Below are 23,813 nucleotides of genomic sequence, written 5' to 3'. Positions count from 1 at the left end.
TATGGATGATTATCTTGATAAAACTTCCAGTTTAACCCCCTTAGCAAAAAGGATAATCTGTGATAAAGCCACAGAGTATCCTCATACAGGGGCATACAATTCTGTCATAACACAAGGGACTTATTTATGCAGACGTTGTGGTTTGGCCTTATTTCGCGGGTCAAGCCAATTCAGTTCTGGGTGCGGCTGGCCAAGTTTTGACGATAACATTGTTCATGCAGTGAAACAGCTCCCCGATCGGGATGGCCAACGTACGGAAATCCTCTGTTCGCGCTGTGATGCTCATTTAGGTCATGTCTTTACGGGAGAGTATTTTACCCAAAAAAATTTACGTCATTGTGTCAACTCCGCCTCTATTGATTTTGTTGCAGACACCCAGGTATTGGATGCTGGCGAAGCAATAATGGCTGGCGGATGTTTTTGGGGGGTCGATCATTTTTTAAAGCAAATCTCCGGAGTTCTTCATGTTGAAGTGGGTTATACCGGTGGTGTTACTTCAGAACCCAGTTATGATCAGGTATGTCAGGGCAATACAGGCCATTATGAAGCAGTACGCGTTATTTATGATAAAGCTAAGACTGATTATCATCAAGTACTAAAGCGTTTTTTTGAAATCCATGATCCCACACAAAAATCGGGACAAGGTCCAGATATAGGTCAGCAATATCAGAGTGCGGTATTTTATTATAATCAGGAGCAATTGGAAGAAGCAAAAACATTAATCCAAATGCTACAAAAAAGAGGTTACGAAATTGCGACTCGCCTTTTGCCAGTACAAACATTTTGGCCTGCAGAAGAATACCATCAGGATTATTATGCCAAACATCATAAAGCCCCCTATTGTCATCAACCAGTAAATCGGTTTGGTTAACTTCACATAACCCTCTCCTTTAGAGCTGTCTCTCGATCACATCTCTGCCGACGCCCCACGGACAGGCTGTAGGACGTCGGAATAGAGCTGGACTGACTTTTCAGCGATGTGTAGAAGATTTAGCCCTTAGAAAGGGCGTGCTTCCGCATGAACTATGATTCGTAAATCTATTATAAGTAGCTTAATACACATTTAAATACATATGCTCAAATCCTGAAAAAGATAAACTATGATGTTTTCTTTGCGCAGGGTTGCTTGCATCCAGATGTAAAGAAGGGAATTGTGTCAACAGAGCTTTAAAAATGTGGTGCATTTCAAGACGCGCCAATTTTGCACCAAGACAAAAATGACTCCCATAACCGTAACTGAAATGCTGCGTTTGCTTTTTCTCGGGTGTTATGGTGTCTGGATAATTAAAATAATGCGGATCACGATTAATTGCATGTGTTGATATGAAAATTACTTTCCCTTTTTCAATCAGTTGCTCACCAAGCATGGTTTCATTTTTAGTTACTCGAAAAATAAAAGTTACTGCAGGATCAAGACGGTTGCATTCCTCAATATAAGCATCAAGAGCATCGAGATTATTTCTTATCTGTTTCCAGAGTCCTCGTTCATTGAGCAAAATAAATAAATTATTACATAGTTGATCGGTTGTTGTTACCTGACCTGCAACCAACATCATAATGGCCTGGGAAATGATTTCATCATCAGTTAATCCAAAATAAGCTTGATGCTCCAACAAGATACTTAAAAAATCTTTTCCAGGCTTTAGTCGGCGGTGACTCATGAGATCAGAAAAGTAATTATATAATTGTTGGGCGCTATGATTTACCTTGATGCCATCTTCATCTTTATAACTGGTTGAGCCGCCAAAAAACTGAGTCATGTTATTAGACCAATGATAAAAATCACTGCGCTCGCTATCCGGAATTGCAAATAATTCGGCAAGTGTTACTGAGGGAATGTTTTGCGCGAGTTGGCTTACAAAATCAAAAGGTTGGTTTTCAGTAAATTCAGTCAGGCAATTTGCAATAGTTCGCTGAATCAATGGTTTTAACTGCTCGAGGCAGTGAGTACTCAATCCATGATAACAAATTCGTCTACGATCCGTATGCTCTGGAGCATCACTCATCACCATCATTTGGCTGACTACTTTAAAAAAATCAGTAATTAATGACACATTCATTTCGGGCATACGGGAGATAAAAAAAGGTGAGCGATCGCAACTGAAATCCTCGCTTGTGAGCACTTGTTTGGCTAATTGATAGGAGGTAATAACAAAAAATTTCCCAGGATCCCACCAGAATAGCTCCCCCATTTCCCGTAAGTGATGACTGAATTGTTCTGGAGTTGTTGTTTGTTTGAGCTGCATTAACGTATAGGCTTTCATAGTATTTGGATCCTTCTTAAATGTCTTGGACTATGGCGATGAAATGAATTACGACCATGTAAGAGAGAAAAATTATCCGCAATCAATAAATCACCTTTTTGCCATTCGTGCTGGTAGATGTGTTGAGGCATCCGCATGCTTTGGCTTAAAGAGGATAAAATAGCATTTGATTCATCCTCACTTTTACCAATTATTTTGACATGTACAGGATTTAAATAGTCTTCCCCTACAGGTTCAGCAAAGCGTAAAATAACCTGTTTTGTATGCGGATGAATATTGATTAAGTTACGCGTAATGGAACCCCCATAATGAGCCAACTTCTCAGTATGAAATGAGAGAGAATAGTGTTGCCATTCATTTTTTTGCGATTCGTTTGCGGTATGCCAAACCGTTTCAGTGTTTACAAATACGGTTTCGCCCCCGCTCCCAATTTTAGGTGCTTGCAAGCAATTAAAGAGTAAAAAACGAGGTTCTCGATGGAAAGCTCCGTCCCAGTGTAAAGGAACATCTCCTTCAGTAAATAAGTAGTTTTTAGGCTGCTTATCTACTTTCATTTCCATTACCGGCCCAAACTCCCAGGAAAGCAATTGTGCTTGGCTTTGGCAATAATTGAGTAACGCATCACGCTCAAGAGGTTTGAAGCCGCGCAAAAGGACAATTTTATAATGAGTTACCTGAGCTAAAAGCTTTTTTAACGGTAAAGCAGTCAAATTTGTGTTTGTATCCGCTTGGATGAGATACGGATTAAATAATTTTAAGTTATTCATTAGCATGCCTCCAACACATAATGATCATTATTTAATCGAGCCCCAAGTCGCTCTGCTTCTTCTCTTTTTACTAATTGCCATCCTTGCGCGTTTTTAAGTAAAACACTATGCCAGGGGGTGCTCCAACGATTTGCTACAGGAAGAAAGTGAATTCCTATTTTTTCTGAGCCACAAGGCTGCGGGTGAATCGACAAACGTACGGATTGTGGAAAATAATGTACAAGTAATTTTGACCATGCATTCGATCGACGGATTACCTCATAAGCGATGTGTTTGGCTTCCTGACGTATTTTGTTTTTCGTTTGTTCCGGCTTCAATGCAAGTTGATCTTCAACAATAAAACGATGAATGCCATTAAATTGATACCGCGCACTCTGTTCGCTAACTATGTTTTTTTTTAATTCGTTTAAAGATTGCCCAAATTCGATCATTAATGATTCGCGCATGATCTGATAGTTATGATAGGGGTACACATCATCAAGTGAAAAAGTCGATAAATGGTTTAGTTGATAATCCCTAATGATTTGTTGAATTCCTTTTTGGTACACATCTACATGCAGATCATTTACCAAAACCAAATCATTAAATACGCGACCATCAGAGCAAATAATTAATTTTACACCTACAGGATAAGCTTCCTGCATGGCTTGGCAGAGTTGATTTAGATTGCTTAAGCCAATGATTTCACCTCGATCAGGTTTCTCTGACAGCGTTTTCTTCCTGTTGGCCGATTTTGCTGGGAAGGCAGGAAGAATTAAAGTAAGTATTCTTTGCTCAGTGACTGCTTGTTGAATTTTTTGCTGCGGGTGACGAGTGCATTCAGGACATAAAATTCCAGAGCACTGTTTTTCAGTTAACTCACTAACCCGTCTTTGATTGAGTAATAAATCTAATAATGCAGTTGTTGTCTCTTGAATGGACCTCATTGACATATTTTGCCTCCAATTTGCTTTCCTTGTAGCCTGGGTGCAGCAAAGCGGAACCCGGGTATGGGCGTTATGTTCGCAACCCAGGTTCCGCTTTGCTGCCCCCAGGTTTTCGTAAGCTATTTTCCATTGGAATAAACAGATTAGGCAGAATCTTTATAAATTGATAATATTAAGTTTTAATAAACTTAATAATATAAAATTATGGATATTGATTTTGATGCTCTGCGAGTTTTTGTTGTTGTAGTTGAATGCGGTGGGTTCAACGCCGCAACACGTAGCTTATTCAAAACTCAGCCTGCAATCACTTCATCAATAAAAAAGCTGGAAGAGCAGCTCAATTTGATATTGTTTGATCGCAGCCACTATCGACCTGTTTTAACGGCAGAAGGAGAAAAACTATTTCGACGTGCTCAGTCTTTAATTGGGCATTGGAAGAACATTAGCCAATTTGCAGAGCTACTTCAGTCAGAGGCGGAAAGCGATATTACGATTGCTATCGATGTTTTTTTTCCTTTATCAAGCTTGAAAAAACTTTTACGGTATTGGATTTACAGTTTTCCTAATACACAATTTCATTTTCTAACTGAATCGCTTGGCGGCGCGTGCGAGCGATTATTAAGAAATCAAGCAGACTTGATTATTAGCGAAAATTTGATCACCAAGAAAGCAGTTGAAGTGATACCGCTGCGCTCTGAGTTCCTAATCGCAGTAGCATCTCCTGAGTTTATCCAACATTACAGCAAACAATTAGGCGATCTGGACACTCTTTCTGAATGCATGCAAGTTATTCTGCGCGATTCATCGCAGTCTGATTTTTCATTTGGAGTTATTGAGCATGCGCGCCGTTGGACAGTAAGCGATGTTATGGCCAAGAAGGATATTATCATGGCAGGCCTTGGATGGGGGCGGTTGCCTTTACATATGATTACCCAAGAATTAGCAGATGGTCGACTGCAGTGCTTGCAAGGAAATCATTTTGATAGACGATTAATTACTATGGGTGCAATACGATTGCAAAAATCAGCCCGGGGTCCGGTTGCAGAAAAGTTATGGCAGGATTTGAACAATAAAAATATTGTAAAATTTGAACAGTAAGATATGTTTTCTATCTTTTAGAATACTACAATCAATAATAGTAGGTAGAGGTTCAGTCTCCAAAAATCGATTTAAGGCGCTTGTTCTTCTTTCTTATATTGCTCATCCGCTTCTTTTGCCTTACGCTGATTTTCTTGCAACTGCAGAGTATTAAGCTGTTGTTGCCAGATTAAAGTTGCATGGGCTTTGAGTTGGTTCAGTTTTCTTATTAATAACCCTAAATGTGTTGCCAGCATGGGGAGTTTTTTAGGTCCAAACACAGTGAGGGCAACAATAAAAATGACAAGAAGTTCACCCGTACTCATGAGGATTTATTATCTTCTTTTGGCGGTTCATTTGTTTGCTCTTCATTCAAGGCCTTGCGGAAATTTCTAATCGTTTCGCCAAGATCCGTGCCTATAGTTCTAAACTTGGAAGTACCAAAAAGAGCAATAATAATAACTAGAATTAATAATAATGAAAGAGGGCTGATGCCGCTTAGTCCCATGTTAGTTCCTCGTACTACGGTTAAAAAGTACAAACAGACCCGTCAAAATAGCTCCGGTAAGAGCAAGTGGAGCGAGCTGTTTATTGTGGATAAAATGCAAATAGTCAAGCAAGCCTACTAAAAGAAATGAAAGTCCCGCACCGATTGCAACGCTATTCCAGTGTACTGCTGGTTTTTCATTTTCTGGCTGCTCATTAGTACGCTCTTTATTTATTATTAATTCTTCTTTTTTAAGCTCTAGAAAATCAAAAAGCAGTTTGGGCATATGCGGTAATTGTTCCGCCAAAAAAGGTAGATTCTTTTTTAATTGAGTAAAGAATGCTTTGGGGCCGATTTGATCTTTCACCCACTTTTCAAGAAAAGGTTTGGCAGTGGCCCATAAGTCCAAATCGGGGTAGAGTTGGCGCCCTAAGCCCTCTACCGCGAGCAGCGTTTTTTGCAATAAAACCAATTGCGGTTGTACTTCCATATGAAAGCGTCGAGCAACCTGAAAAAGGCGCAATACCACTTGGGCAAATGAAATATCTTTTAACGGCCGTTCAAAAATGGGCTCACATACCGTACGAATGCCGCTTTCAAATTCATCAACACGGGTATCACGGGCAACCCAACCTGACTCAACATGCAACTCGGCTACACGTCGGTAATCACGATTAAAAAAAGCCAAGAGATTTTCAGCTAAATATCGTTTGTCATTATCGTTTAATGTGCCCATGATCCCAAAGTCTATGCAGATATATTGTGGTTCTTTAGGATTTTTATAAGAAACAAAAATATTCCCTGGATGCATGTCTGCATGAAAAAAACAATCACGAAATACTTGTGTAAAGAAAATTTCTACGCCGCGCTCAGCCAGTTTTTTTATATCAACCCCATGAGCCTGCAACCCCGATACATCAGATACAGGTATGCCATGGATACGTTCGAGTACCATGACGTTGGAATGTGAATAGTCCCAATATACTTCAGGAATATACAGTATGGGAGAATGCTCAAAGTTACGCCTTAATTGAGCAGCATTGGCTGCTTCTCTTAACAAATCGAGTTCATCAAGTAAGGTATGTTCAAATTCTCTTACAATTTCCTTGGGTTTTAAACGTCTTATCTCAGGCCAATATCGATCCGCCCATTTTGCAATAGTGTGCATAATACTCAAGTCTTGCTCAATGATGCGTCGCATATTAGGTCGAAGCACTTTGACAATCACTTCTTCACCTGTTTTCAAGGTAGCAGCATGTACTTGAGCCATAGAGGCAGATGCCAAGGGGATTGAATCAAATTCAGCAAAAACTTCGTAAGGAGACAAACCATAGACTTTTTCAATAATCGCCATTGCTTTTTCGCTGGAGAATGGCGGAACGTTATCCTGTAATTTGCTGAGTTCAATCGCTATATCTAGAGGTAAAATATCAGGACGAGTAGAAAGTGCCTGGCCGAATTTGATAAAAATAGGCCCTAGCTCTTCCAACGATTTACGCAGTGCTTCACCATGGGGAAGCTGTTCTTTGCGAAACCAGTTCCAGGGATTTAAATAAACAATAAAACGTATAGGCGCAAACAATCTTAATGACACGACTACATTATCTAACCCGTTTTTGGCCAGAATATAATTGATATGGATAAGACGAATGAGTTTTTTAATGGATTTCATGGCGGCTTATTAGTTGATTTAAATGAGCCTGTAAGCGCTCGACACTTAAGGATAACTCGTCGACTTCAACAAAAAAATCTTCCAGTTCATATTTTGTGGGAAAAAGCCGCAATTCTTCTTGCAAGTATTCAGACATATTTTGACGCATGGAATCATCCAATCTCTTTTTGAATGCCATTCCTTTACGTACAAATGAACCAATCTGATGAGCAACCACATCACCAGTAAAATGAGCCAGATGTCCTTCCCAATCGATATCCATTTCATCAAACAGTTTTTTTACTTGTTGCCCTAATTCTGTATCGCCAGTCATGCGGATTTTATCATTAAATAAAGAGCGAGCCTTTGATGCGGGTAATAAACTTAGCCGGATTAAACCTATGGGATTACTATGGATTATCGTGTCTGCTTCTCTATCGTAGTTATCCAGCAAGATGATTTCACCGTCTTTAAAAAGGATAAAAAAATTAACATTTAAAGGACTTATAATCATCTCAAGAGTTTTGTTATCAAGCGCTTTCAGCTTGGCTGGCATGTGTTCATCCAGTCTGGCGGCTTTGTTAATGGCTATCTGGAGAGCCTTTAGAGAATATTTTTTTAACATAATGCACTCAATATTTATAGGCAATGTGCAAGGCAACTATGCCACCGCTTAGATTATCATAATGACAATCTTCAAATCCCGAACGCTCAATCATTTTTTTTAGTTTGGTTTGATTCGGATGCATGCGTATCGATTCAGCAAGGTATTGATAACTGGCTTTATCTTGCGTAATAAGCTCTCCTATTTTAGGTAAAATATTAAACGAATACCAGTCATAAATAGGCTTTAAGCCGGGAAATGTAGGGGTTGAGAATTCAAGAATCATTAATTTTCCACCGGGCTTGCATACACGATACATCGAACGAAGCGCTTCTTCCTTATCTGTCACATTTCTTAAGCCAAATCCCATGGTAATACAATGAAAACTATTATCAGCAAAAGGGAGACATTGAGCGTTACCTTGTACGTAATCAATGTTTTGGTATAAGCCTTCATCCAATAAGCGATTACGTCCTACATTAAGCATGGCTGAATTAATATCCGTCAGAACAACACGGCCTAAATCGCCGACTTTTTTGCATAACAAACGGGTTAAATCCCCACTACCTCCTGCTAAATCTAAAACAAGGTGTCCAGGGCGTACTTGGCTAAGCTCTACGGTATAGCGTTTCCACAGATGGTGGATGCCTAAAGACATTAAATCATTCATCAAATCATAATTTTTTGCTACTGAGTGAAAAACTTCTGCTACTTTCTTTTCTTTTTCATCCCAGGCAACAGTAGAGTAACCAAAATGAGTTTTATTTTCTTGATCGGCCATTATAGGAACACGAATTTGTTATTTAATGCTCCATATTAACTGATTTTGGGCAAGATACCCAGTCCTATATTTTTTACTTATTGTATAAGTCATTTGAACGAGATCAGTTATATTTTGATCAAATAGTATCTTTGTTAATTTGATAATAATATTATGCAATCAAATTTTATTTTGTAGTTTTTAAATCAAAGTAAGGGGCGAAAATTCATGAAATCAATTCTTGAACTTATTTCCATGATTGGTGAAGACGGTGAATTGGCAATTAACGACGTGAAAGTAAGAATTAATCAGTTAATGGAATTAACGGAGGGTGGGTTTAACGTGGGCGAATCAACAAGTCGCTCTGATGAGGCATTAACTGATTTAAGGACTTCGCTGCCTTTGATAACCTCGGACTCTAAAACAATAGAGATAAAAAAACGCTTGGTCTTATTACAAAATGAATACAATCTTATTAAATTTGAAGAGAAAATTGATGAAGTGACAAACCAATCTACATTTATTATTACTGAAGTTGCTTATCCAGAGTTTCTCAATAAGACACACGGTGATTTCCAATTCCCTATAGAAGATTCGCATTCTCCTGAAGTCGATTCTGTTGTTATCCGAACAGGATTACATAATATTCGTTGTAGCTATATTAAAGTATATGTTGGTCAACAAGTAGTGCATCCGATTCAGGAATTGCAAATACTCAAAGATTTGTCTCCACATGGGGATAAAGATGTAATTACTTACAACAGAAGTAATACCGTTGATAATTTTTCCATCATGGATTTCATTGCATCTCAAGATCAAAAAGATTTTCATGAGGTTAAGAGTATGCTAAATCAATTTTGTGATTTGACGACGAATAATGAGTTTTCACTTTATTTTCAATCCAGTAGTCCTGAATTTCCAATTGATCTTAGAGTTTTTCTCGATAAAGAGGATAAAAATGGAAAAAATGCTCAATTAAAGCTATCAGGTTTTGTCCAATTTGGAGGCGGTTTAATTTATGAAGTAAAGTCCTCTAAAGATTCGAATCAAATAGCGATTATTATAAAAGCAATTAATAAAGCTCACTTAGAGAGATATTTTACCAATAAAGAAAAGTTGCGTTTGGAAGGAGATCAACTTGACAGAGCTCTTGCTTTAATTAAAGAGCATTTTCCAAATGATAAACACATTCAGGATTTGGCTATTGTTAGTGGGGAAGTTAGTTATACGAGACCTTTTCCGCATATCCGCACCCAAAAGTTTTGGTCTGTAGCAACGGTTGATCCAAAAACAATTGCAGCGCTGTCACTCCTTGAGAAGTTTGGTTGTATTGATTTTGATCTGAGGCCGGAAAATAGATTTACGGTGGAAAAACGCAATAATGCACATTACCTTAAAAGTTTCGCTCCTGTTAACTTCCAAAATGACAACTACCAATTTATCGTTGTACCTAAAAATCTAAGTCTTTTACAGGAAAAACTTGATAGTCTAGAGCCAAATACATCACTCAGGCTCAGTTGAAATAGTATTTTAAACTATTATTGGCTCTCCTCGATTATTAGTTGTTATATCACTTTGGAGAGCTCATTTGAAATAAAGGGAATTGTATAAATTACAACAATTAATATCTATAATAAAATATTTACTTATTGATAAACGATAAAAATTTGTTATAATTTAACAGAAATTTATTTATAGGTATTTATCATGAAAAAAATAAAAAACACCAGTCATATTCTTTTCCTGTTATTTCGTACTCTTTGTTGGCTTATTCCTTTAACCACAACGCTCTTAATCTTATTTAAGTTCGATTGGATGTGTTATATAGGAGCCTGGTCTTCTTTAATTTCTACAGAGCAAATTCGTGACCCATCCCATTTTTCTTGGATGCATCGCTTCATCGTGTTAGCGATTGACTGGATGCCGCTGGCCATTACTATTTTAATTTGTCATAAGCTCGCTAAGCTATTTCGTCATTTTGAAAAGGGTTATTTGTTTGAAGAAGAAAATATCAAATTAATTAAACAGGTAAGTATTTACATGATTTTGGGTGAGGTAGTGCAGCTATTTTATCAACCTTTAATGACTGCGGCACTTACCTTTAATAATCCTAAAGGTGAGCGTATTGCCAGTATTACCTTGAATTCTGCAAATTTATCTACTTTAATTACGGCTTTTATTATTTTAGTTGCTTCCTGGATTATTCAAGAGGCACATCAACTAAAATCAGAAACGCAATTAACAATTTAAGGAATATTCTCGTGTCTATTATTGTTAATTTGGATGTGATGATGGCAAAACGCAAATGCAGACTTAAGGAGTTGGCTGAGGCAATAGGGATTACCGAAGCGAATTTATCAATTTTAAAGAATGGTAAGGCTAAGGCAATACGCTTTACAACATTGGAAGCGATTTGTGCTTATCTCGATTGTCAGCCCGGAGATATTCTTGAGTATCAAGCGAAACAGCAGGATGATTTGACGGGACATAAAGACAACTCATCTTTTCTGATGGTGGAGGGTTAGTCATTACCCATCCCCTAAGTACCGTGCATGAGGCTTGGTACTTAGGAGTGAGGTTAAAAGTGAATAAAATAATTCAAAGACCGGCTAATGTTTGCAGATACTGATGTTCGTCAGGGGGCGTGTTATTTTTTTGTGAGAGCCACAAGCACTCAGCTAATTGCTCCATTAATAAATGCTCTACGGACAACGAGTCATTGTATTTTTTGATTAATTTTTTATAGATTTCGTGTATCCCTGCTGGGCGGTCAGTGGCGATTTGCTCTCTAATTGCAAGATGTAGCCCCATATGCAGGAATGGGTTTGCTTCCCCTGACTCGGGAAAATAAGATTGCTGCTGAAATTTCTGATTCTCAAGTATCTTATGGTATTCAGGATGAACCAATATTACTTGAACAATTTCATTTTCCAAGGGTGACAGCAGTTTTTGATGTTGATATTTTTCCCAGCTGGAAAAAAACATGTGTCGTGTATCTTGAATGGTGTCGCCGTAAAACATGTATTGCTCAATATTTATAAAATCTTGAGTATAACTGAAGTGGGTTAGAACAACAATGGAAAATATTTTTTGCCGAGTACTTCCGATTGACATGAATAAATGATTATGAGATATTCACGTTGCGAGGTTGGACTTGCTATGTGTCATTCCACTGGGTCAATTGGCGACACACTGATTGGCCCTTTCTATTAAATTGATTTCCCAATTATTTCTGAAATTAAACTTAAACAATCTGTACCGAGTTTAATGCTTATAAAAGCCATGAGCAGACCGCTAATTAGCTCAACTCCTTTCCATACATTTGCTTTTGTTAAAACATCGGAAAAATATCGTGCGGTAAATGTTAATGAACTAAACCAAAGAAAGCTTGATGTGAGTACACCCAGTAAAAAAATATATTCTTGATCTGGATATCCGCTGCTGCCGCCACCTATAATGACAAGAGAATCAATGATGGCATGAGGGTTAAGTATACTAAACCCCAAGGCTAAAAGAATGATTTGGATTCTGTTGCGTGGCTGATGTGTATTCTCTGCATCTTCTGATGGTTTGGAAAATGCGTTGGCTAATGTTTTCGCGGAATAAAAAAGTAAAAAAAGTGTACCTAACAGCATCATCCATATTTGTAGAACGGGACGAAGCTGAAGCAATTCGTGCAAACCTGCGATACTGGAGTAAATTAAAATAAAATCACAGATAAAACATATAACAGCAGAAAGAATTGCATGATTTTTTTGTGCGCCTTGTTTAATCAAAAAGACGTTTTGCGGCCCTAGTGCAATAATTAAAGAGAAGCCTAAAAATAAACCATTAAGGTAAACAAACATAATCACAATATAAAAAAAATCAAAGATAGCGATTATAACATTGCAACTTATGCATTGTGGAGTATAAAATGCGTCGATTATTCTGTCTCCGCAAGAGAAGCGTACAAAATAAGAACAAATAGGAGGGAGCGTGGGCTCTTTGTTACTAAGAAAGCTAATCGTCACAGCAACTTTGACGATGCTTGGTCTAACAGGCCAATTATTACATGCAGAAAATACTGCACCTGCCCAACAGAAATTACAAGTTCATGATGGATATTATCCTGTCTATCCACCTACTGCGCCAGCCACAGGTGAACAACAGACTTTAATTGAGCGCGGAGAATATTTGGCAAAGATGGGGGATTGTATTTCCTGTCATACGAATGTTAAAGCAGGTACGCCCGCTTATGCAGGTGGATTGCCTATCGCAACGCCTTTCGGAACATTTTACAGCCCGAATATTACTCCTGATAAAGAAACCGGGATCGGTAATTGGACTGAAAAAGATTTTATTCGTGCTCTCAAAGAAGGTCGCGATCCCAAAGGTAGAAATTATTTTCCAGTATTTCCGTATGTGTATTTTTCTAAAATAACTGAGGAAGATGCGCGTGCTCTTTATGCTTATTTTATGAGCTTGCCGCCTGTTAATTTACCTAACAAATCCTTGCCCTTCCCATTTAATGTTCCTGGTGCTCGCTTTACACTTTGGGGATGGAACTTATTATTTTTCTTTCCTGAAGGACATGAATTTCAATATGAAAAAGGCAGATCTCCTGAGTGGAATCGTGGAAAATATATCGTAGATGGTTTAGGCCATTGCAGCATGTGTCATACACCATTAAATCCATTCGGTGCACCCAAGAATAGATATTACCTTACCGGTGGATTTATTGATGGTTACTGGGCACGAAACATTACTAAGTATGGATTGGAAAGCGCAACTCATGAGGAAGTCACTGATGTCTTCAAATATAATAAGCTCATTAATAATGCAGGACCTGTCGCGGGTCCTATGGCTGAAGTAAATCATAACAGCTTGATGTACTTAACCGACGAAGATAGAATGGCTATCGCTATATACCTAAAAACAGTTGTGAGTGAAGAGCCTTTAGGGTTACCGCCTTCAAATGATCCTCCTTCCCTTGCTCGTGGAAAGCAAGTTTATTTCACTGCATGTGTAATTTGTCATCAAGATGGCGCAATGAGTGCTCCTTTATTGGGGAGTTCTGCAAGTTGGTATGAACGATTAAAAAGCAGCGGATTAACAGGATTATATCGTCATGCAATCGATGGATTTAACTTTATGCCAGTTAAAGGTGCCTGCGTGACATGCTCCGATAACGATATCATTTCAGCTGTTGATTACATACTCAATCAATCATTGACGCGCACACAATTATTGGACCTCAAGTCTGACGGTGCAAAAAAATATCCTGTAAGTGGTGAGGCCGTTTATAACGAGCATTGTGCGGTTTGTCATAATGATGGAAAAGATGGGGCACCCAAAATTGGTGATAAAGAAGCATGGCAATCTTTGATTGCAAAAAATATGGATGTGTTGATTGGAAACACCGTTCATGGAAAAGATCATCCGAAAAACGGTGGTTGTAAACAATGCACAACGAACGAAGTGATCGAGGCAATAAAATACATTGTCAATAAATCTAAAACTGAAGGAAACTACTCACTGTGGTAGCCTTATTGATTGAATAAAGCCCTCACCTTATTGTGAGGGAAGAGCAAAATTAAAAATATATAAAAATAAATTTGGATCCAGGCTTGCCTGGTTTCTTGACAAGATGAGGAATGGGGATGTTAAACAGGTTAAAGATCTGTAGATTATTAACGATGCTAGGTATCTGGACTGTGAGTCAGCCAATATTCGCTGCGGATTATTGGCAATTAAATATGCACAGAGGAGTGACTCCCATCAGTAAAGATGCATATTACCTACATATGGTTTGTATGGCAGTTTGCGCCATTATCGGGATCATTGTATTCGGCGTTATGATCTATTCCATGATTCATCATAGGAAATCCAAAGGATATAAGGCTGCATCATTTCATGATAATCCTCGATTGGAAGTCGTCTGGTCGATTATTCCTTTCTTGATACTCGTTGGACTTGCAATACCTGCTACCCGTGTTTTAATTCGTATGGATGATACAACGCAATCAGAACTGACTATCAAAGTAGTGGGTTATCAATGGCGATGGCAGTATGAGTATCTTGATCAGGGAATTAGTTTTTTTAGTACCTTATCCACGCCTTTTGCTCAAATTCAAAATGAACAGAGAAAAAATGATTGGTATTTATTGGAGGTAGATAAGCCATTGATTGTACCTGTTAATAAGAAAATTCGCTTTTTGGTGACTTCAAATGATGTGGTTCATTCCTGGTGGGTCCCTGAATTAGGTATTAAACGTGATGCGATACCCGGCTTTATGTATGAGGCATGGGCTAAAATAGATAAACCAGGAACCTATAGAGGCCAATGTGCGGAGCTTTGTGGGGTGAATCATGGATTTATGCCCATTGTTGTTGAGGCAGTAAATGATGAAGATTTTAATAAGTGGGTTGCTGCGCAAACAAGAGCCGAAGAGCGGTATACTCAAGAAGAAGCGGTTGCCGCAACACAGAAAACGATGACTCGGGATGAGTTACTTGCTTTTGGTAAGCAAAAATATGAACAATTTTGTTCCCCATGTCATCAGCCTGATGGCAGAGGGATACCACCTATGTACCCAGCACTAAGAGCCAGTTCTGTGGCAAACGGTCATCCTATTTCACGACATATAGATATAATACTCAATGGTATTGCAGGTTCAGCAATGCAGCCCTATAAAGATCAACTTACAGATGAAGAAATTGCTGCGATTGCGACATATGAGCGTAATGCGTGGGAAAATAACACTAATGATGTAGTTCAAGCCGCAGAGGTTGCTACACAACGTCAGAAAGCTAATCAACAACCAACCATGGTTAATAAAGTTCAAGCTGGAGGTTTGCAATGAGCAGTTATACATTAGCGCACGATGAAAAACACGACGATCATGGTCCTGAACAAGGTAAGGGCGTCTTAGGATTTATAAAACGCTGGTTGTTTACTACAAACCATAAAGACATAGGTACACTTTATTTGTGGCTTGCAATGTTTAGCTTCTTTTTAGCTGGCGGTATGGCCTTAATCATTAGGGCAGAATTATTTCAGCCAGGTCATCGCTTCGTTGATCCTAATTTCTTTAACCAAATGACCACTCTACATGGCTTAATTATGTTGTTTGGTGTGGTAATGCCAGCATTTACTGGAATGGCAAACTGGCAAATTCCCATGATGATAGGTGCTCCAGATATGGCGCTGCCACGTCTAAATAACTGGAGTTTTTGGATTTTACCTTTTGCATTTACATTATTAATTTCAACCACATTTCATGCCGGAGGCGGCCCTAACTTTGGCTGGACCATGTATGCACCACTCTCAACTACATATGCTCCTCCCAGTACCGATTTTATGATTTTCTCAATCCATATGATGGGTCTTTCATCCATTATGGGTTCAATTAATATCATTGCGACTATATTAAATTTACGTGCACCAGGCATGACTTTGATGAAAATGCCAATGTTCGTATGGACTTGGTTAATTACCGCCTTTTTATTGATTGCAATTATGCCTGTATTGGCGGGAGCAGTAACCATGATGTTGGCTGATCGCCATTTTGGCACCAGCTTCTTTAGTGCAGCAGGTGGTGGTGATCCTATCCTGTTCCAGCATGTATTCTGGTTTTTTGGACATCCTGAGGTATATGTGCTCGTATTACCAGCTTTCGGCGTTATTTCAGAAGTTATTCCTACTTTTAGCCGTAAGCCTTTGTTTGGTTATTACTTTATGGTTTATGCTACAGTCAGTATTGCTGTCTTGTCATTTATTGTCTGGGCACATCATATGTTTACAACAGGTATCCCCCTGGGTGCGGAATTATTTTTCATGTACACTACGATGCTTATTGCGGTTCCCACGGGCATTAAAGTATTTAACTGGGTAAGTACTATGTTTCGCGGCGCTATGACTTTTGAAACACCCATGTTATTTGCATTGGCTTTTGTATTTTTGTTTACTATAGGAGGATTTACAGGACTGATGTTGGCATTAGTTCCTGCAGATTTTCAGTACCAAGATAGTTATTTTGTCGTAGCTCATTTCCATTATGTTCTGGTTCCTGGAGTAATTTTTGCCCTATTTTCCGCTACGTATTACTGGCTTCCTAAGTGGACCGGACATATGTATAACGAGCTGTTAGGTAAATGGCATTTTTGGTTGTCTGTTATTTCGGTGAATGTAGCTTTTTTCCCGATGCACTTTTTAGGATTAGCGGGTATGCCAAGAAGGATCCCGGATTATGCATTGCAATTTGCTAATTTTAATATGATCTCTTCAATTGGCGCCTTTATTTTTGGATTTACACAGCTTCTATTTTTATATAATGTGATCGCTACCGTAAGGAAAAAAGGTACTAAAAAAGATATTGCTGCTGCAAGATCATGGGAAGGCGCATACGGTTTAGAATGGACATTACCTTCGCCGCCCCCATACCATACTTTTACTTCTCCGCCCAAGTTAGATTTATAGGTTGGCTGTATGAAAAAAGAAAAAGGGCATCATCGGCTACTCGTTATATTATCCGGCCTCGTGTTGGGGATGTTTGCTTTTGGATTTGCACTAGTGCCCATTTACAACAGTTTATGTAAATCATTGGGCATTAATGGTAAAACAAATCCTGAAGCAGTAGCATATGATGCAAGCAAAGTTAAACTAGACAAAAGTAGAGAAATAACTGTTGAATTCGTTGCTACAAATAATAGTGGTGTTCCCTGGGCATTCTATCCAAAAACACGAAAAATTAAGGTACACCCTGGCGAAATAGCCAAACTGGCGTTTTATGCAGAAAATAAGACTGAGCATCGAATGACGGTGCAGGCAATCCCCAGTGTCACCCCGGGTATTGCTGCTAAGTATTTGAAAAAGACAGAGTGTTTTTGTTTTGCACGGCAAACATTGGATGGACATGAAGCAATGAATATGCCTTTGTTATTTCATCTGGATGCTGATTTACCCGAAAAAGTACAGACAGTTACGTTGTCCTATACTTTATTTGATGTAACAGACAAGGGTTAATATAATGCTGCACATTTTGAATGAGCGCAAACTTGTGATTAATATACAAGATAACTCTTAAAATAAAATTGGCAGATCGAACAAGTTATGTGGATTACGCTCTTCCATTAAAGAGAGCTTTAAAAACAGTTTATTGGAACAGGAGATTAAAATATAATGGGAGGACATGGTACATATTATATCCCTAAACCAAGCCATTGGCCTTTGGTTGCATCAATTGGGTTAACTACTACTCTTGTGGGTGCGGCATCGTGGCTTCATAATGACTGGTATGGCCCCTATATATTCACCATTGGTTTGGCAATCATGGTTTTTATGTTATTTGGTTGGTTTGGCCAAGTAATTTATGAAAACTCGAAAGGAGTCTATGACGAGCAAGTTGATAGATCGTTTCGGTGGGGAATGTGCTGGTTTATTTTTTCCGAGGTCTGTTTTTTCGGCGCTTTTTTTGGTGCTTTGTTCTACAGTCGACTTTGGTCTGTACCTCTTTTGGGTGGTGAAGTGCATCCAATTACCCACTTTACTCTTTGGCCTGATTTCAGTTCAGCCTGGCCTGTACTCGTTAATCCGGATAATCAAGTTTTTGCTGGGGCCCATGAAGCAATGGGAGCTTGGGGTTTAGCAGCAGTGAACACACTTATTTTATTAACCTCCGGGGTAACTATTACTTGGGCTCATTGGGCTTTAAAATTACAAAAGCAAAAACAGTTAATTATTGGGATGATTTTAACCATTGCATTAGGATTGACGTTCTTAGCATTACAAACTTATGAATATCATGATGCATATACTGAGATGAATTTAACTTTATCTTCAGGTATCTATGGGACGACATTTTTTATGCTCACCGGATTTCACGGCTTACACGTAACCTTGGGTACAATTATGTTGATTGTGATCACGGTTCGCTGCAAGCTAGGCCATTTTACACCAGAACGACACTTTGCATTTGAAGGGGTTGCCTGGTATTGGCACTTTGTAGACGTAGTCTGGTTGTTCCTCTTTGTTTTTGTTTACTGGTTATAAATAAATCAATATCAAATATAGGCTGGTCTGATAAAAACCATAGACGCCAAGCGAAGAAGAAAGCGAATGTTGTCATTCCTGATAAAGCAGGAATTCCATCCATAATTGAGTACATTGCCAATATAAAAATGGATCCCCGCCTGCGCGGGGATGACGGAGTTAGTTGCGAATGGAGTAAGATTAAACCCCAATACACATAGCTTGATGGCTATGAGGTCTAGGAGCAAGGTTAAACTGATCTTGTCATTTCTGAGTAAGCAGAAATCTATTGATGATTGAGCATTGCTCTTCTGTATCTTAATATCTTATAAACGTGTATTAATCAATAAGCCAGGCTGGAATTGAATGTCTTGAATTGTTAATAGGTACGTAAAGAAAGATTGATCAAATTTAATTTCCTGGATGATTGCCTGACCGCGAAAATGTTTCGCTAAAAAGCATACCTCGATATCTTTTTCAATATACGCATTACATTTAAATTCTAGATTTTCTTCAGATAGACTAATCAGTTGGCCTGTATATTCATCTTCGCCAATTTTTATTATAATGTATACGGGTTGAACAGGCTGAATTAACATTGCAATCTCCAAGCAATATAACCAGCTTATATAATAAGTGTAGTCTAAATATTTATTTGGCGCCAAGTTCTATTTGGCTTATCTTGAACTCAAACCTGATTTTCCACTATCACTTAACAGTTACACTGATTTACGCTGTGCTGTACCCGAGCTAGAAATACTGTTAAAGCCAAAAAAACTAGTATGCACCAATGAGTTGATCAATAATATTTTGCAAACTGTGCTCGTTATCATAGTGAATGACCAAGGAGCCCTTACCTGATTTTCCGGGTTTAAGTTTAATTGGCGTTTGCAAATGGTGTGAGAGATTTTTCAGTTGATCCTGATAGTGAGAAAGATCTATATGTTGTTCTTCTTTTATTTTACCTGATTTAACTCGTTCAACGAGCTTTTCAGTTTCACGCACGGATAGGTTTTTTGCAACGATCAGTTGCGCTACTTGATTTTGCTGCTTTTCTTCTAGCATCAATAAAGCGCGTGCATGACCCATATCAATATCACCATGTTCCAAAAGTTTTTTAACCCCAGTTGATAGAGCCAGCAATCTTAAGTAATTACTTACCGCAGTTCTGGATTTACACAAGAGATCTGCAACTTGTTGATGTGTTAGGGAAAATTCATGGGTGAGTCTGTGCATTGCTCGTGCTTGATCCATCGCATTTAAATCTTCACGTTGCAAATTTTCAACTAATGCCATGGCCATAGCAGTTTCATCATCTACTTGCTTCAAAATAACCGGAACTTCTGTGAGTCCAGCTAATTGACTTGCACGCCAGCGACGTTCACCGGCAATAATTTCATAGCGGCCATTATTCAGTTCGCGAACTAAAAGGGGTTGCAGTAAGCCCTGTTTTTTGATTGACTGGGCAAGTTCCATGAGTGGAGCCTCTTCCATTTCACCACGGGGTTGATATTTTCCAGGTTGCAAACATTCAACCGCAAGTTTAAGCGTTTCAGTTTGTGGTTTCTCATTTAAAAGATTACCATTTGATTGACTTAATAAAGCGGATAAGTTACGGCCTAAACTACTACGTTTTATTGTCATAAATTACCCCAATTATCCTGCAACAGTCTGTTTATTAATCAACTCAGAGGCAAGTACCATATAGGCTGCTGCGCCCGGAGATGTTTTATCGTAATGTAAGGCTGGCAATCCATGACTTGGTGCTTCAGCAAGTCTGACATTACGTGGAACTACGGTTCTATAAACCTTAGTTGGAAAATGTTCTATGAGTTGCTTTGATACCTCAGAACACAATCGATTACGAGCATCGTACATCGTTCTCAGCAGTCCCTCAAGATGCAATCGAGGATTTACTGAAGCTTTAACCTGCTCAATAGTTGAAAGCAGAGCTGCTAATCCTTCCAGAGCATAGTATTCACATTGCATAGGAATAAGAACAGAATCAGCAGCAACAAAAGCATTAATTGTCAGCGTATTCAATGTGGGTGGACAATCAATCAGCACAAAGTCATAATTACTTTGAATAGGTTGTAATGCCTTATAGAGGAAGGTTTCACGATGATTGCGTTCCATCAAGCTTACTTCCGCAACGGTTAAATCATCATTACCGGGTATTAAATCATAGCCACTGGTTGTGGCAAGACATGCCTGATTTGCAAGACAATCATGAAGTAAAACATCATTAGTCGTATGTACCAATTGGCTTTTATCAACTCCGCTACCCATGGTGGCATTGCCTTGGGGATCCAAGTCGATGAGTAAAACCCGTTGTCGATTTGCTGCCAAAGAAGCAGCTAAATTAATCGCTGTAGTGGTCTTGCCTACCCCACCTTTTTGATTGGCAATGGCTATAACTTTTGCCATGATTTATTCCTTGGTTAAACCGGAATAAGCAGCGAACATCCAGTATCTGTTCACATTTCTGCAGTTTGCCAAACTGCCCTGATTTACCTGCGCTCCGATGCTCGAAAATCAGGCTCATTTTGGTTCAAGTTCGCGAAATGTTAACAGATCTCTAGGATGTTAACTCCTTTTTCCAGGTTGATTTTCAATAATGACGCAACAACGCTCGCCTTCAACACCTGCCACAGTATAACGCTCTATCTTGCAACTTTGTTTGATCTCATGCAATTCTGTATCAGGATAACGCCCCTTCATAGCCAACCAAATTCCAGTATCTGCAATAAGATGTTGCGTCCACTGAATCATTTGTTCAAGGCTGCTAAAAGCTCGACTTAATACTGTATCAAAACCTTGAGTTGGGTGGTAGTTTTCGACTCTAAATTGCACAATTTCAACATTTTTTAAGTTAAGCTGACGCTTCACTTCCGCCAGAAAACGAGTTTTTTTACCATTAGAATCCAATAAAACAAAGTATAAATCGGGTCTGGCCAGAGCAAGAGGAATTCCCGGTAAGCCTGCTCCTGTTCCGACATCGATGATATGATTTCCTTTAAGCCAAGGTAAAATTGCTAGACTATCCAATAAATGTTTACCAACCATAGATTCAAGATCACGAATTGATGTGAGATTATAAGCTAAATTCCACTTGTTAAGTAAAAATAAATAATCTGATAAAGAAGCACTAAGCGTTTCCAAATCAAGTTGTTGTAAGCCCTCTTTAAGCAGCGGTTGTATTTGCATTATTTGTTCTTTCATACCTCAATTCGCTGTTTTTTCAAATGTACTAAAAGTAGCGACAAGGCAGCAGGAGTGACTCCCGAAATACGACCGGCCTGGGCTAGAGTAGATGGCCTTATCTTGGTCAGTTTTTGAATCACTTCATTGGATAAACCAGTCACCTCACTATAATTCAATGATTCAGGTAATATAGTATTTTCATGTTTACGCATTTTTTCTATATCTTGTTGTTGTCTCTCGATATAGCCTGCATATTTATTTTGAATTTCTATTTGTTCACTGACTTCAGCTGATAGTTCAGGCAAGTTTAAATCATCGAGCATTAATAAATGCTGATAATTAATTTCAGGGCGTTTGAGAAACTCTGAGGCCCTATTATCATGTTGCATGGGATTATGCAGGATATCTTTAAAGATCTGATTATGGCCTACACGCACCCAAGTATTATGCAGTAAGGACTGAGTGGTTTTTATTGCTTGGTGTTTTGCAGAGAAGTGCTGCCAACGTTTTTCACCTACTATGCCTAATTCTTTGCCTTTAGCAGTTAAACGTAAATCGGCATTATCCTCACGCAGAAGTAAGCGATATTCGGCACGCGATGTGAACATTCTATAGGGTTCCTGAGTTCCGCAAGTGATCAAGTCATCAATCAAAACACCTATATATGCTTCATCTCGTCGCGGACACCAAAGCTCCTTTTCCTGTATCAACAGGGCAGCGTTCATGCCTGCAATAATTCCTTGTGCCGCAGCTTCTTCATAGCCTGTTGTTCCGTTGATTTGACCAGCAAAAAACAAGTTGGAGATGGGTTTGGTTTGCAAGAATGAAGTTAGCCCTCTAGGGTCAAAATAATCATATTCTATGGCATAACCAGGGCGAGTGATATGGGCATTTTCAAACCCTTTAATTGTCCGTACAAACTGTACTTGTACTCCAAAAGGAAGACTCGTAGAAATGCCATTGGGATAAATTTCTTCAGTAGTTAATCCCTCAGGTTCGACAAAGATTTGATGGGATAATTTATCTGCAAAACGAACAATTTTATCTTCTATAGAGGGACAATAACGAGGTCCCACCCCTTCAATAATCCCCGCATACATAGGAGACTGGTGCAGATTATTACGAATAATTTCGTGTGTTGCTTCGGTTGTATGGGTAATATGACAAGATACTTGTTGGGGATGATCATTGACATGTCCCAGATAAGAAAAAACGGGTATGGGTGTATCTCCTGGCTGTACGGTCATCTGACTGTAATCTAAAGAACGACGATCGATCCGTGGCGGTGTCCCAGTCTTTAAACGACCTACAGGTAAATCAAGATCACGCAAACTTTTTGCTAATGCAATTGAAGGTGGATCACCTGCACGACCGCCTGCATATTGGTTCATACCTACGTGAATTTTTCCACCCAAAAAGGTACCAACGGTCAGTACTACCGCACGAGCTCGTAAGATAAGGCCCATTTGGGTAACAACAGCGGTAACGTGTTCTCCTTCGATCAGTAAATCATCAACAGCTTGTTGAAACAGAGTCAGATTTTCTTGAGTTTGTAGTTGTTCTCTAATGGCTTGTCGATAGAGTACACGATCAGCTTGTGCGCGAGTAGCACGAACTGCTGGTCCTTTAGAAGCATTAAGGGTGCGAAATTGAATTCCTGCTTTATCTGCGGCTTTTGCCATAGCACCATCCAAGGCATCAATTTCTTTCACCAAATGCCCTTTCCCTATTCCTCCTATAGCAGGATTACACGACATCTGGCCAAGCAAATCCATGTTATGAGTAAGTAATAAAGTTTGTGCTCCCATTCGTGCTGCTGCTAAAGCGGCTTCTGTGCCCGCATGTCCACCACCCACGACAATGACATCATATAATTTTTCAAGATTCATGACTGATCAATATTTGTGAAACAAAAAGAGGAATTATACACTTTTTTATCCATTGTCCCAATATTAAAGAAATAGTGAGGTATTAATTTTGTTTAAAAACTTAGCAAATATGTTGGAAACATTAAATTTAAGTATTAGTTTCAATGTGTGGATGAACAAGCTAATCTTCCAT

At 38.8% G+C, this 23,813-nt stretch carries 25 protein-coding genes; 10 read left to right on the top strand and 15 right to left on the bottom strand.

Features of this window, described 5'->3' with window-relative positions:
- Position 1: 1 nt before the first annotated feature.
- Positions 2-871, top strand: coding sequence for a bifunctional methionine sulfoxide reductase B/A protein (locus Ltuc_RS00895; RefSeq protein WP_058519487.1), 870 nt, complete (start codon positions 2-4; stop codon positions 869-871).
- A gap of 181 nt (positions 872-1,052) precedes the next feature.
- On the opposite strand, the gene Ltuc_RS00890 is transcribed toward Ltuc_RS00895, so the two are convergent.
- From Ltuc_RS00890 to Ltuc_RS00880, 3 genes are read right to left on the bottom strand one after another with little or no spacing between them, the layout of a single operon-like run.
- Positions 1,053-2,264, bottom strand: a complete 1,212-nt coding sequence (locus tag Ltuc_RS00890; RefSeq protein WP_058519486.1) for a cytochrome P450 — start codon at positions 2,262-2,264, stop codon at positions 1,053-1,055.
- Positions 2,261-3,031, bottom strand: coding sequence for a TauD/TfdA dioxygenase family protein (locus Ltuc_RS00885; protein WP_058519485.1), 771 nt, complete (start codon positions 3,029-3,031; stop codon positions 2,261-2,263). Before Ltuc_RS00885 ends, Ltuc_RS00890 begins: the two co-directional genes overlap by 4 nt.
- Positions 3,031-3,963: an isocyanide synthase family protein gene (locus Ltuc_RS00880; protein ID WP_083498021.1), complete on the bottom strand. Its 933-nt coding sequence runs from the start codon at positions 3,961-3,963 to the stop codon at positions 3,031-3,033. Before Ltuc_RS00880 ends, Ltuc_RS00885 begins: the two co-directional genes overlap by 1 nt.
- Before the next feature lie 198 nt (positions 3,964-4,161).
- Here Ltuc_RS00880 and Ltuc_RS00875 point away from each other — a divergent pair, with 198 nt between their 5' ends.
- Positions 4,162-5,055, top strand: coding sequence for a LysR family transcriptional regulator (locus Ltuc_RS00875; protein WP_058519484.1), 894 nt, complete (start codon positions 4,162-4,164; stop codon positions 5,053-5,055).
- 71 nt (positions 5,056-5,126) lie between these two features.
- On the opposite strand, the gene Ltuc_RS00870 is transcribed toward Ltuc_RS00875, so the two are convergent.
- The 5 genes from Ltuc_RS00870 to ubiE are packed head-to-tail and all read right to left on the bottom strand — an operon-like array spanning position 5,127 to position 8,557.
- Complete coding sequence (locus Ltuc_RS00870; protein ID WP_058519483.1) at positions 5,127-5,360, bottom strand: twin-arginine translocase TatA/TatE family subunit; 234 nt, start codon at positions 5,358-5,360, stop codon at positions 5,127-5,129.
- Entirely contained in the window at positions 5,357-5,542 is a 186-nt protein-coding gene (tatA, locus tag Ltuc_RS00865; protein WP_058519482.1) for a twin-arginine translocase TatA/TatE family subunit, read from the bottom strand. The genes Ltuc_RS00870 and tatA overlap by 4 nt, the downstream gene beginning before the upstream one ends.
- A gap of 1 nt (position 5,543) precedes the next feature.
- Complete coding sequence (gene ubiB / locus Ltuc_RS00860; protein ID WP_058519481.1) at positions 5,544-7,193, bottom strand: ubiquinone biosynthesis regulatory protein kinase UbiB; 1,650 nt, start codon at positions 7,191-7,193, stop codon at positions 5,544-5,546.
- Positions 7,180-7,797 (bottom strand): ubiquinone biosynthesis accessory factor UbiJ, encoded by a 618-nt coding sequence (locus Ltuc_RS00855; RefSeq protein WP_058519480.1) that lies wholly within the window; start codon positions 7,795-7,797, stop codon positions 7,180-7,182. Before Ltuc_RS00855 ends, ubiB begins: the two co-directional genes overlap by 14 nt.
- Positions 7,798-7,804: 7 nt before the next feature.
- A complete protein-coding gene (ubiE, locus tag Ltuc_RS00850; protein WP_058519479.1) occupies positions 7,805-8,557 on the bottom strand; it encodes a bifunctional demethylmenaquinone methyltransferase/2-methoxy-6-polyprenyl-1,4-benzoquinol methylase UbiE in 753 nt (250 codons plus the stop codon).
- A gap of 207 nt (positions 8,558-8,764) precedes the next feature.
- Between ubiE and Ltuc_RS00845 the strand changes: the two genes are divergently transcribed.
- From Ltuc_RS00845 to Ltuc_RS00835, 3 genes are all read left to right on the top strand, one after another.
- On the top strand, positions 8,765-10,057 hold the full coding sequence (locus Ltuc_RS00845) for a hypothetical protein (protein WP_058519478.1): 1,293 nt from the start codon (positions 8,765-8,767) through the stop codon (positions 10,055-10,057).
- A 186-nt stretch (positions 10,058-10,243) separates the two neighbouring features.
- Complete coding sequence (locus Ltuc_RS00840; protein ID WP_058519477.1) at positions 10,244-10,786, top strand: DUF2975 domain-containing protein; 543 nt, start codon at positions 10,244-10,246, stop codon at positions 10,784-10,786.
- An 11-nt stretch (positions 10,787-10,797) separates the two neighbouring features.
- Positions 10,798-11,061: a helix-turn-helix domain-containing protein gene (locus Ltuc_RS00835; RefSeq protein WP_058519476.1), complete on the top strand. Its 264-nt coding sequence runs from the start codon at positions 10,798-10,800 to the stop codon at positions 11,059-11,061.
- Positions 11,062-11,134: 73 nt separating this feature from the next.
- Here the strand turns inward: Ltuc_RS00835 and Ltuc_RS00830 are convergent, their stop codons facing one another.
- On the bottom strand, positions 11,135-11,557 hold the full coding sequence (locus Ltuc_RS00830) for a DUF1841 family protein (RefSeq protein ID WP_058519475.1): 423 nt from the start codon (positions 11,555-11,557) through the stop codon (positions 11,135-11,137).
- Positions 11,558-11,745: 188 nt separating this feature from the next.
- Positions 11,746-12,384 carry a LysE/ArgO family amino acid transporter gene (locus Ltuc_RS00825; RefSeq protein WP_058519474.1) on the bottom strand — a complete coding sequence of 213 codons (639 nt, stop codon included), beginning with the start codon at positions 12,382-12,384 and terminating at the stop codon, positions 11,746-11,748.
- A gap of 130 nt (positions 12,385-12,514) precedes the next feature.
- On the opposite strand from Ltuc_RS00825, the gene Ltuc_RS00820 reads away from it, so the two are divergent.
- The 5 genes from Ltuc_RS00820 (at position 12,515) to Ltuc_RS00800 (ending at position 18,569) form a co-directional block, all read left to right on the top strand.
- Positions 12,515-14,062, top strand: a complete 1,548-nt coding sequence (locus tag Ltuc_RS00820; RefSeq protein WP_058519473.1) for a c-type cytochrome — start codon at positions 12,515-12,517, stop codon at positions 14,060-14,062.
- Positions 14,063-14,178: 116 nt separating this feature from the next.
- Positions 14,179-15,381 carry a cytochrome c oxidase subunit II gene (gene coxB, locus Ltuc_RS00815; protein WP_058519472.1) on the top strand — a complete coding sequence of 401 codons (1,203 nt, stop codon included), beginning with the start codon at positions 14,179-14,181 and terminating at the stop codon, positions 15,379-15,381.
- The gene (gene ctaD / locus Ltuc_RS00810; protein WP_058519471.1) at positions 15,378-16,997 is read left to right on the top strand and encodes a cytochrome c oxidase subunit I; all 1,620 of its coding nucleotides are present in this window, start codon (positions 15,378-15,380) and stop codon (positions 16,995-16,997) included. Before coxB ends, ctaD begins: the two co-directional genes overlap by 4 nt.
- Before the next feature lie 9 nt (positions 16,998-17,006).
- Positions 17,007-17,543 carry a cytochrome c oxidase assembly protein gene (locus tag Ltuc_RS00805; protein ID WP_058519470.1) on the top strand — a complete coding sequence of 179 codons (537 nt, stop codon included), beginning with the start codon at positions 17,007-17,009 and terminating at the stop codon, positions 17,541-17,543.
- A gap of 156 nt (positions 17,544-17,699) precedes the next feature.
- The gene (locus Ltuc_RS00800) at positions 17,700-18,569 is read left to right on the top strand and encodes a cytochrome c oxidase subunit 3 (protein ID WP_058519469.1); all 870 of its coding nucleotides are present in this window, start codon (positions 17,700-17,702) and stop codon (positions 18,567-18,569) included.
- A 305-nt stretch (positions 18,570-18,874) separates the two neighbouring features.
- On the opposite strand, the gene Ltuc_RS00795 is transcribed toward Ltuc_RS00800, so the two are convergent.
- The 5 genes from Ltuc_RS00795 to mnmG all read right to left on the bottom strand — a co-directional run bounded on the left by Ltuc_RS00795 (position 18,875) and on the right by mnmG (position 23,641).
- Complete coding sequence (locus tag Ltuc_RS00795; protein WP_058519468.1) at positions 18,875-19,147, bottom strand: hypothetical protein; 273 nt, start codon at positions 19,145-19,147, stop codon at positions 18,875-18,877.
- A 178-nt stretch (positions 19,148-19,325) separates the two neighbouring features.
- Entirely contained in the window at positions 19,326-20,192 is an 867-nt protein-coding gene (locus Ltuc_RS00790) for a ParB/RepB/Spo0J family partition protein (RefSeq protein WP_058519467.1), read from the bottom strand.
- 12 nt (positions 20,193-20,204) lie between these two features.
- Positions 20,205-20,975 (bottom strand): ParA family protein, encoded by a 771-nt coding sequence (locus tag Ltuc_RS00785; protein WP_058519466.1) that lies wholly within the window; start codon positions 20,973-20,975, stop codon positions 20,205-20,207.
- Positions 20,976-21,134: 159 nt separating this feature from the next.
- Positions 21,135-21,770, bottom strand: coding sequence for a 16S rRNA (guanine(527)-N(7))-methyltransferase RsmG (gene rsmG, locus Ltuc_RS00780; protein ID WP_058519465.1), 636 nt, complete (start codon positions 21,768-21,770; stop codon positions 21,135-21,137).
- Positions 21,767-23,641, bottom strand: a complete 1,875-nt coding sequence (gene mnmG, locus Ltuc_RS00775; protein ID WP_058519464.1) for a tRNA uridine-5-carboxymethylaminomethyl(34) synthesis enzyme MnmG — start codon at positions 23,639-23,641, stop codon at positions 21,767-21,769. The genes rsmG and mnmG overlap by 4 nt, the downstream gene beginning before the upstream one ends.
- Positions 23,642-23,813: the final 172 nt, after the last annotated feature.

Origin of the sequence: Legionella tucsonensis (genome assembly GCF_001468035.1) — a bacterium.
Taxonomy (GTDB): Bacteria; Pseudomonadota; Gammaproteobacteria; order Legionellales; family Legionellaceae; genus Legionella; species Legionella tucsonensis.
This window is presented reverse-complemented; position numbering and strand designations above follow the sequence as displayed.

Excerpts from the sequence above, each read along its gene's own strand:
- Ltuc_RS00895 (WP_058519487.1), top strand. The coding sequence starts at position 2 with ATGGATGATTATCTTGATAAAACTTCCAGTTTAACCCCCTTAGCAAAA.
- Ltuc_RS00890 (WP_058519486.1), bottom strand. The coding sequence starts at position 2,264 with ATGAAAGCCTATACGTTAATGCAGCTCAAACAAACAACAACTCCAGAA.
- Ltuc_RS00885 (WP_058519485.1), bottom strand. The coding sequence starts at position 3,031 with ATGAATAACTTAAAATTATTTAATCCGTATCTCATCCAAGCGGATACA.
- Ltuc_RS00880 (WP_083498021.1), bottom strand. The coding sequence starts at position 3,963 with ATGTCAATGAGGTCCATTCAAGAGACAACAACTGCATTATTAGATTTA.
- Ltuc_RS00875 (WP_058519484.1), top strand. The coding sequence starts at position 4,162 with ATGGATATTGATTTTGATGCTCTGCGAGTTTTTGTTGTTGTAGTTGAA.
- Ltuc_RS00870 (WP_058519483.1), bottom strand. The coding sequence starts at position 5,360 with ATGAGTACGGGTGAACTTCTTGTCATTTTTATTGTTGCCCTCACTGTG.
- tatA (WP_058519482.1), bottom strand. The coding sequence starts at position 5,542 with ATGGGACTAAGCGGCATCAGCCCTCTTTCATTATTATTAATTCTAGTT.
- ubiB (WP_058519481.1), bottom strand. The coding sequence starts at position 7,193 with ATGAAATCCATTAAAAAACTCATTCGTCTTATCCATATCAATTATATT.
- Ltuc_RS00855 (WP_058519480.1), bottom strand. The coding sequence starts at position 7,797 with ATGTTAAAAAAATATTCTCTAAAGGCTCTCCAGATAGCCATTAACAAA.
- ubiE (WP_058519479.1), bottom strand. The coding sequence starts at position 8,557 with ATGGCCGATCAAGAAAATAAAACTCATTTTGGTTACTCTACTGTTGCC.
- Ltuc_RS00845 (WP_058519478.1), top strand. The coding sequence starts at position 8,765 with ATGAAATCAATTCTTGAACTTATTTCCATGATTGGTGAAGACGGTGAA.
- Ltuc_RS00840 (WP_058519477.1), top strand. The coding sequence starts at position 10,244 with ATGAAAAAAATAAAAAACACCAGTCATATTCTTTTCCTGTTATTTCGT.
- Ltuc_RS00830 (WP_058519475.1), bottom strand. The coding sequence starts at position 11,557 with ATGTTTTACGGCGACACCATTCAAGATACACGACACATGTTTTTTTCC.
- Ltuc_RS00825 (WP_058519474.1), bottom strand. The coding sequence starts at position 12,384 with ATGTTTGTTTACCTTAATGGTTTATTTTTAGGCTTCTCTTTAATTATT.
- coxB (WP_058519472.1), top strand. The coding sequence starts at position 14,179 with ATGTTAAACAGGTTAAAGATCTGTAGATTATTAACGATGCTAGGTATC.
- ctaD (WP_058519471.1), top strand. The coding sequence starts at position 15,378 with ATGAGCAGTTATACATTAGCGCACGATGAAAAACACGACGATCATGGT.
- Ltuc_RS00805 (WP_058519470.1), top strand. The coding sequence starts at position 17,007 with ATGAAAAAAGAAAAAGGGCATCATCGGCTACTCGTTATATTATCCGGC.
- Ltuc_RS00800 (WP_058519469.1), top strand. The coding sequence starts at position 17,700 with ATGGGAGGACATGGTACATATTATATCCCTAAACCAAGCCATTGGCCT.
- Ltuc_RS00795 (WP_058519468.1), bottom strand. The coding sequence starts at position 19,147 with ATGTTAATTCAGCCTGTTCAACCCGTATACATTATAATAAAAATTGGC.
- Ltuc_RS00790 (WP_058519467.1), bottom strand. The coding sequence starts at position 20,192 with ATGACAATAAAACGTAGTAGTTTAGGCCGTAACTTATCCGCTTTATTA.
- Ltuc_RS00785 (WP_058519466.1), bottom strand. The coding sequence starts at position 20,975 with ATGGCAAAAGTTATAGCCATTGCCAATCAAAAAGGTGGGGTAGGCAAG.
- rsmG (WP_058519465.1), bottom strand. The coding sequence starts at position 21,770 with ATGAAAGAACAAATAATGCAAATACAACCGCTGCTTAAAGAGGGCTTA.
- mnmG (WP_058519464.1), bottom strand. The coding sequence starts at position 23,641 with ATGAATCTTGAAAAATTATATGATGTCATTGTCGTGGGTGGTGGACAT.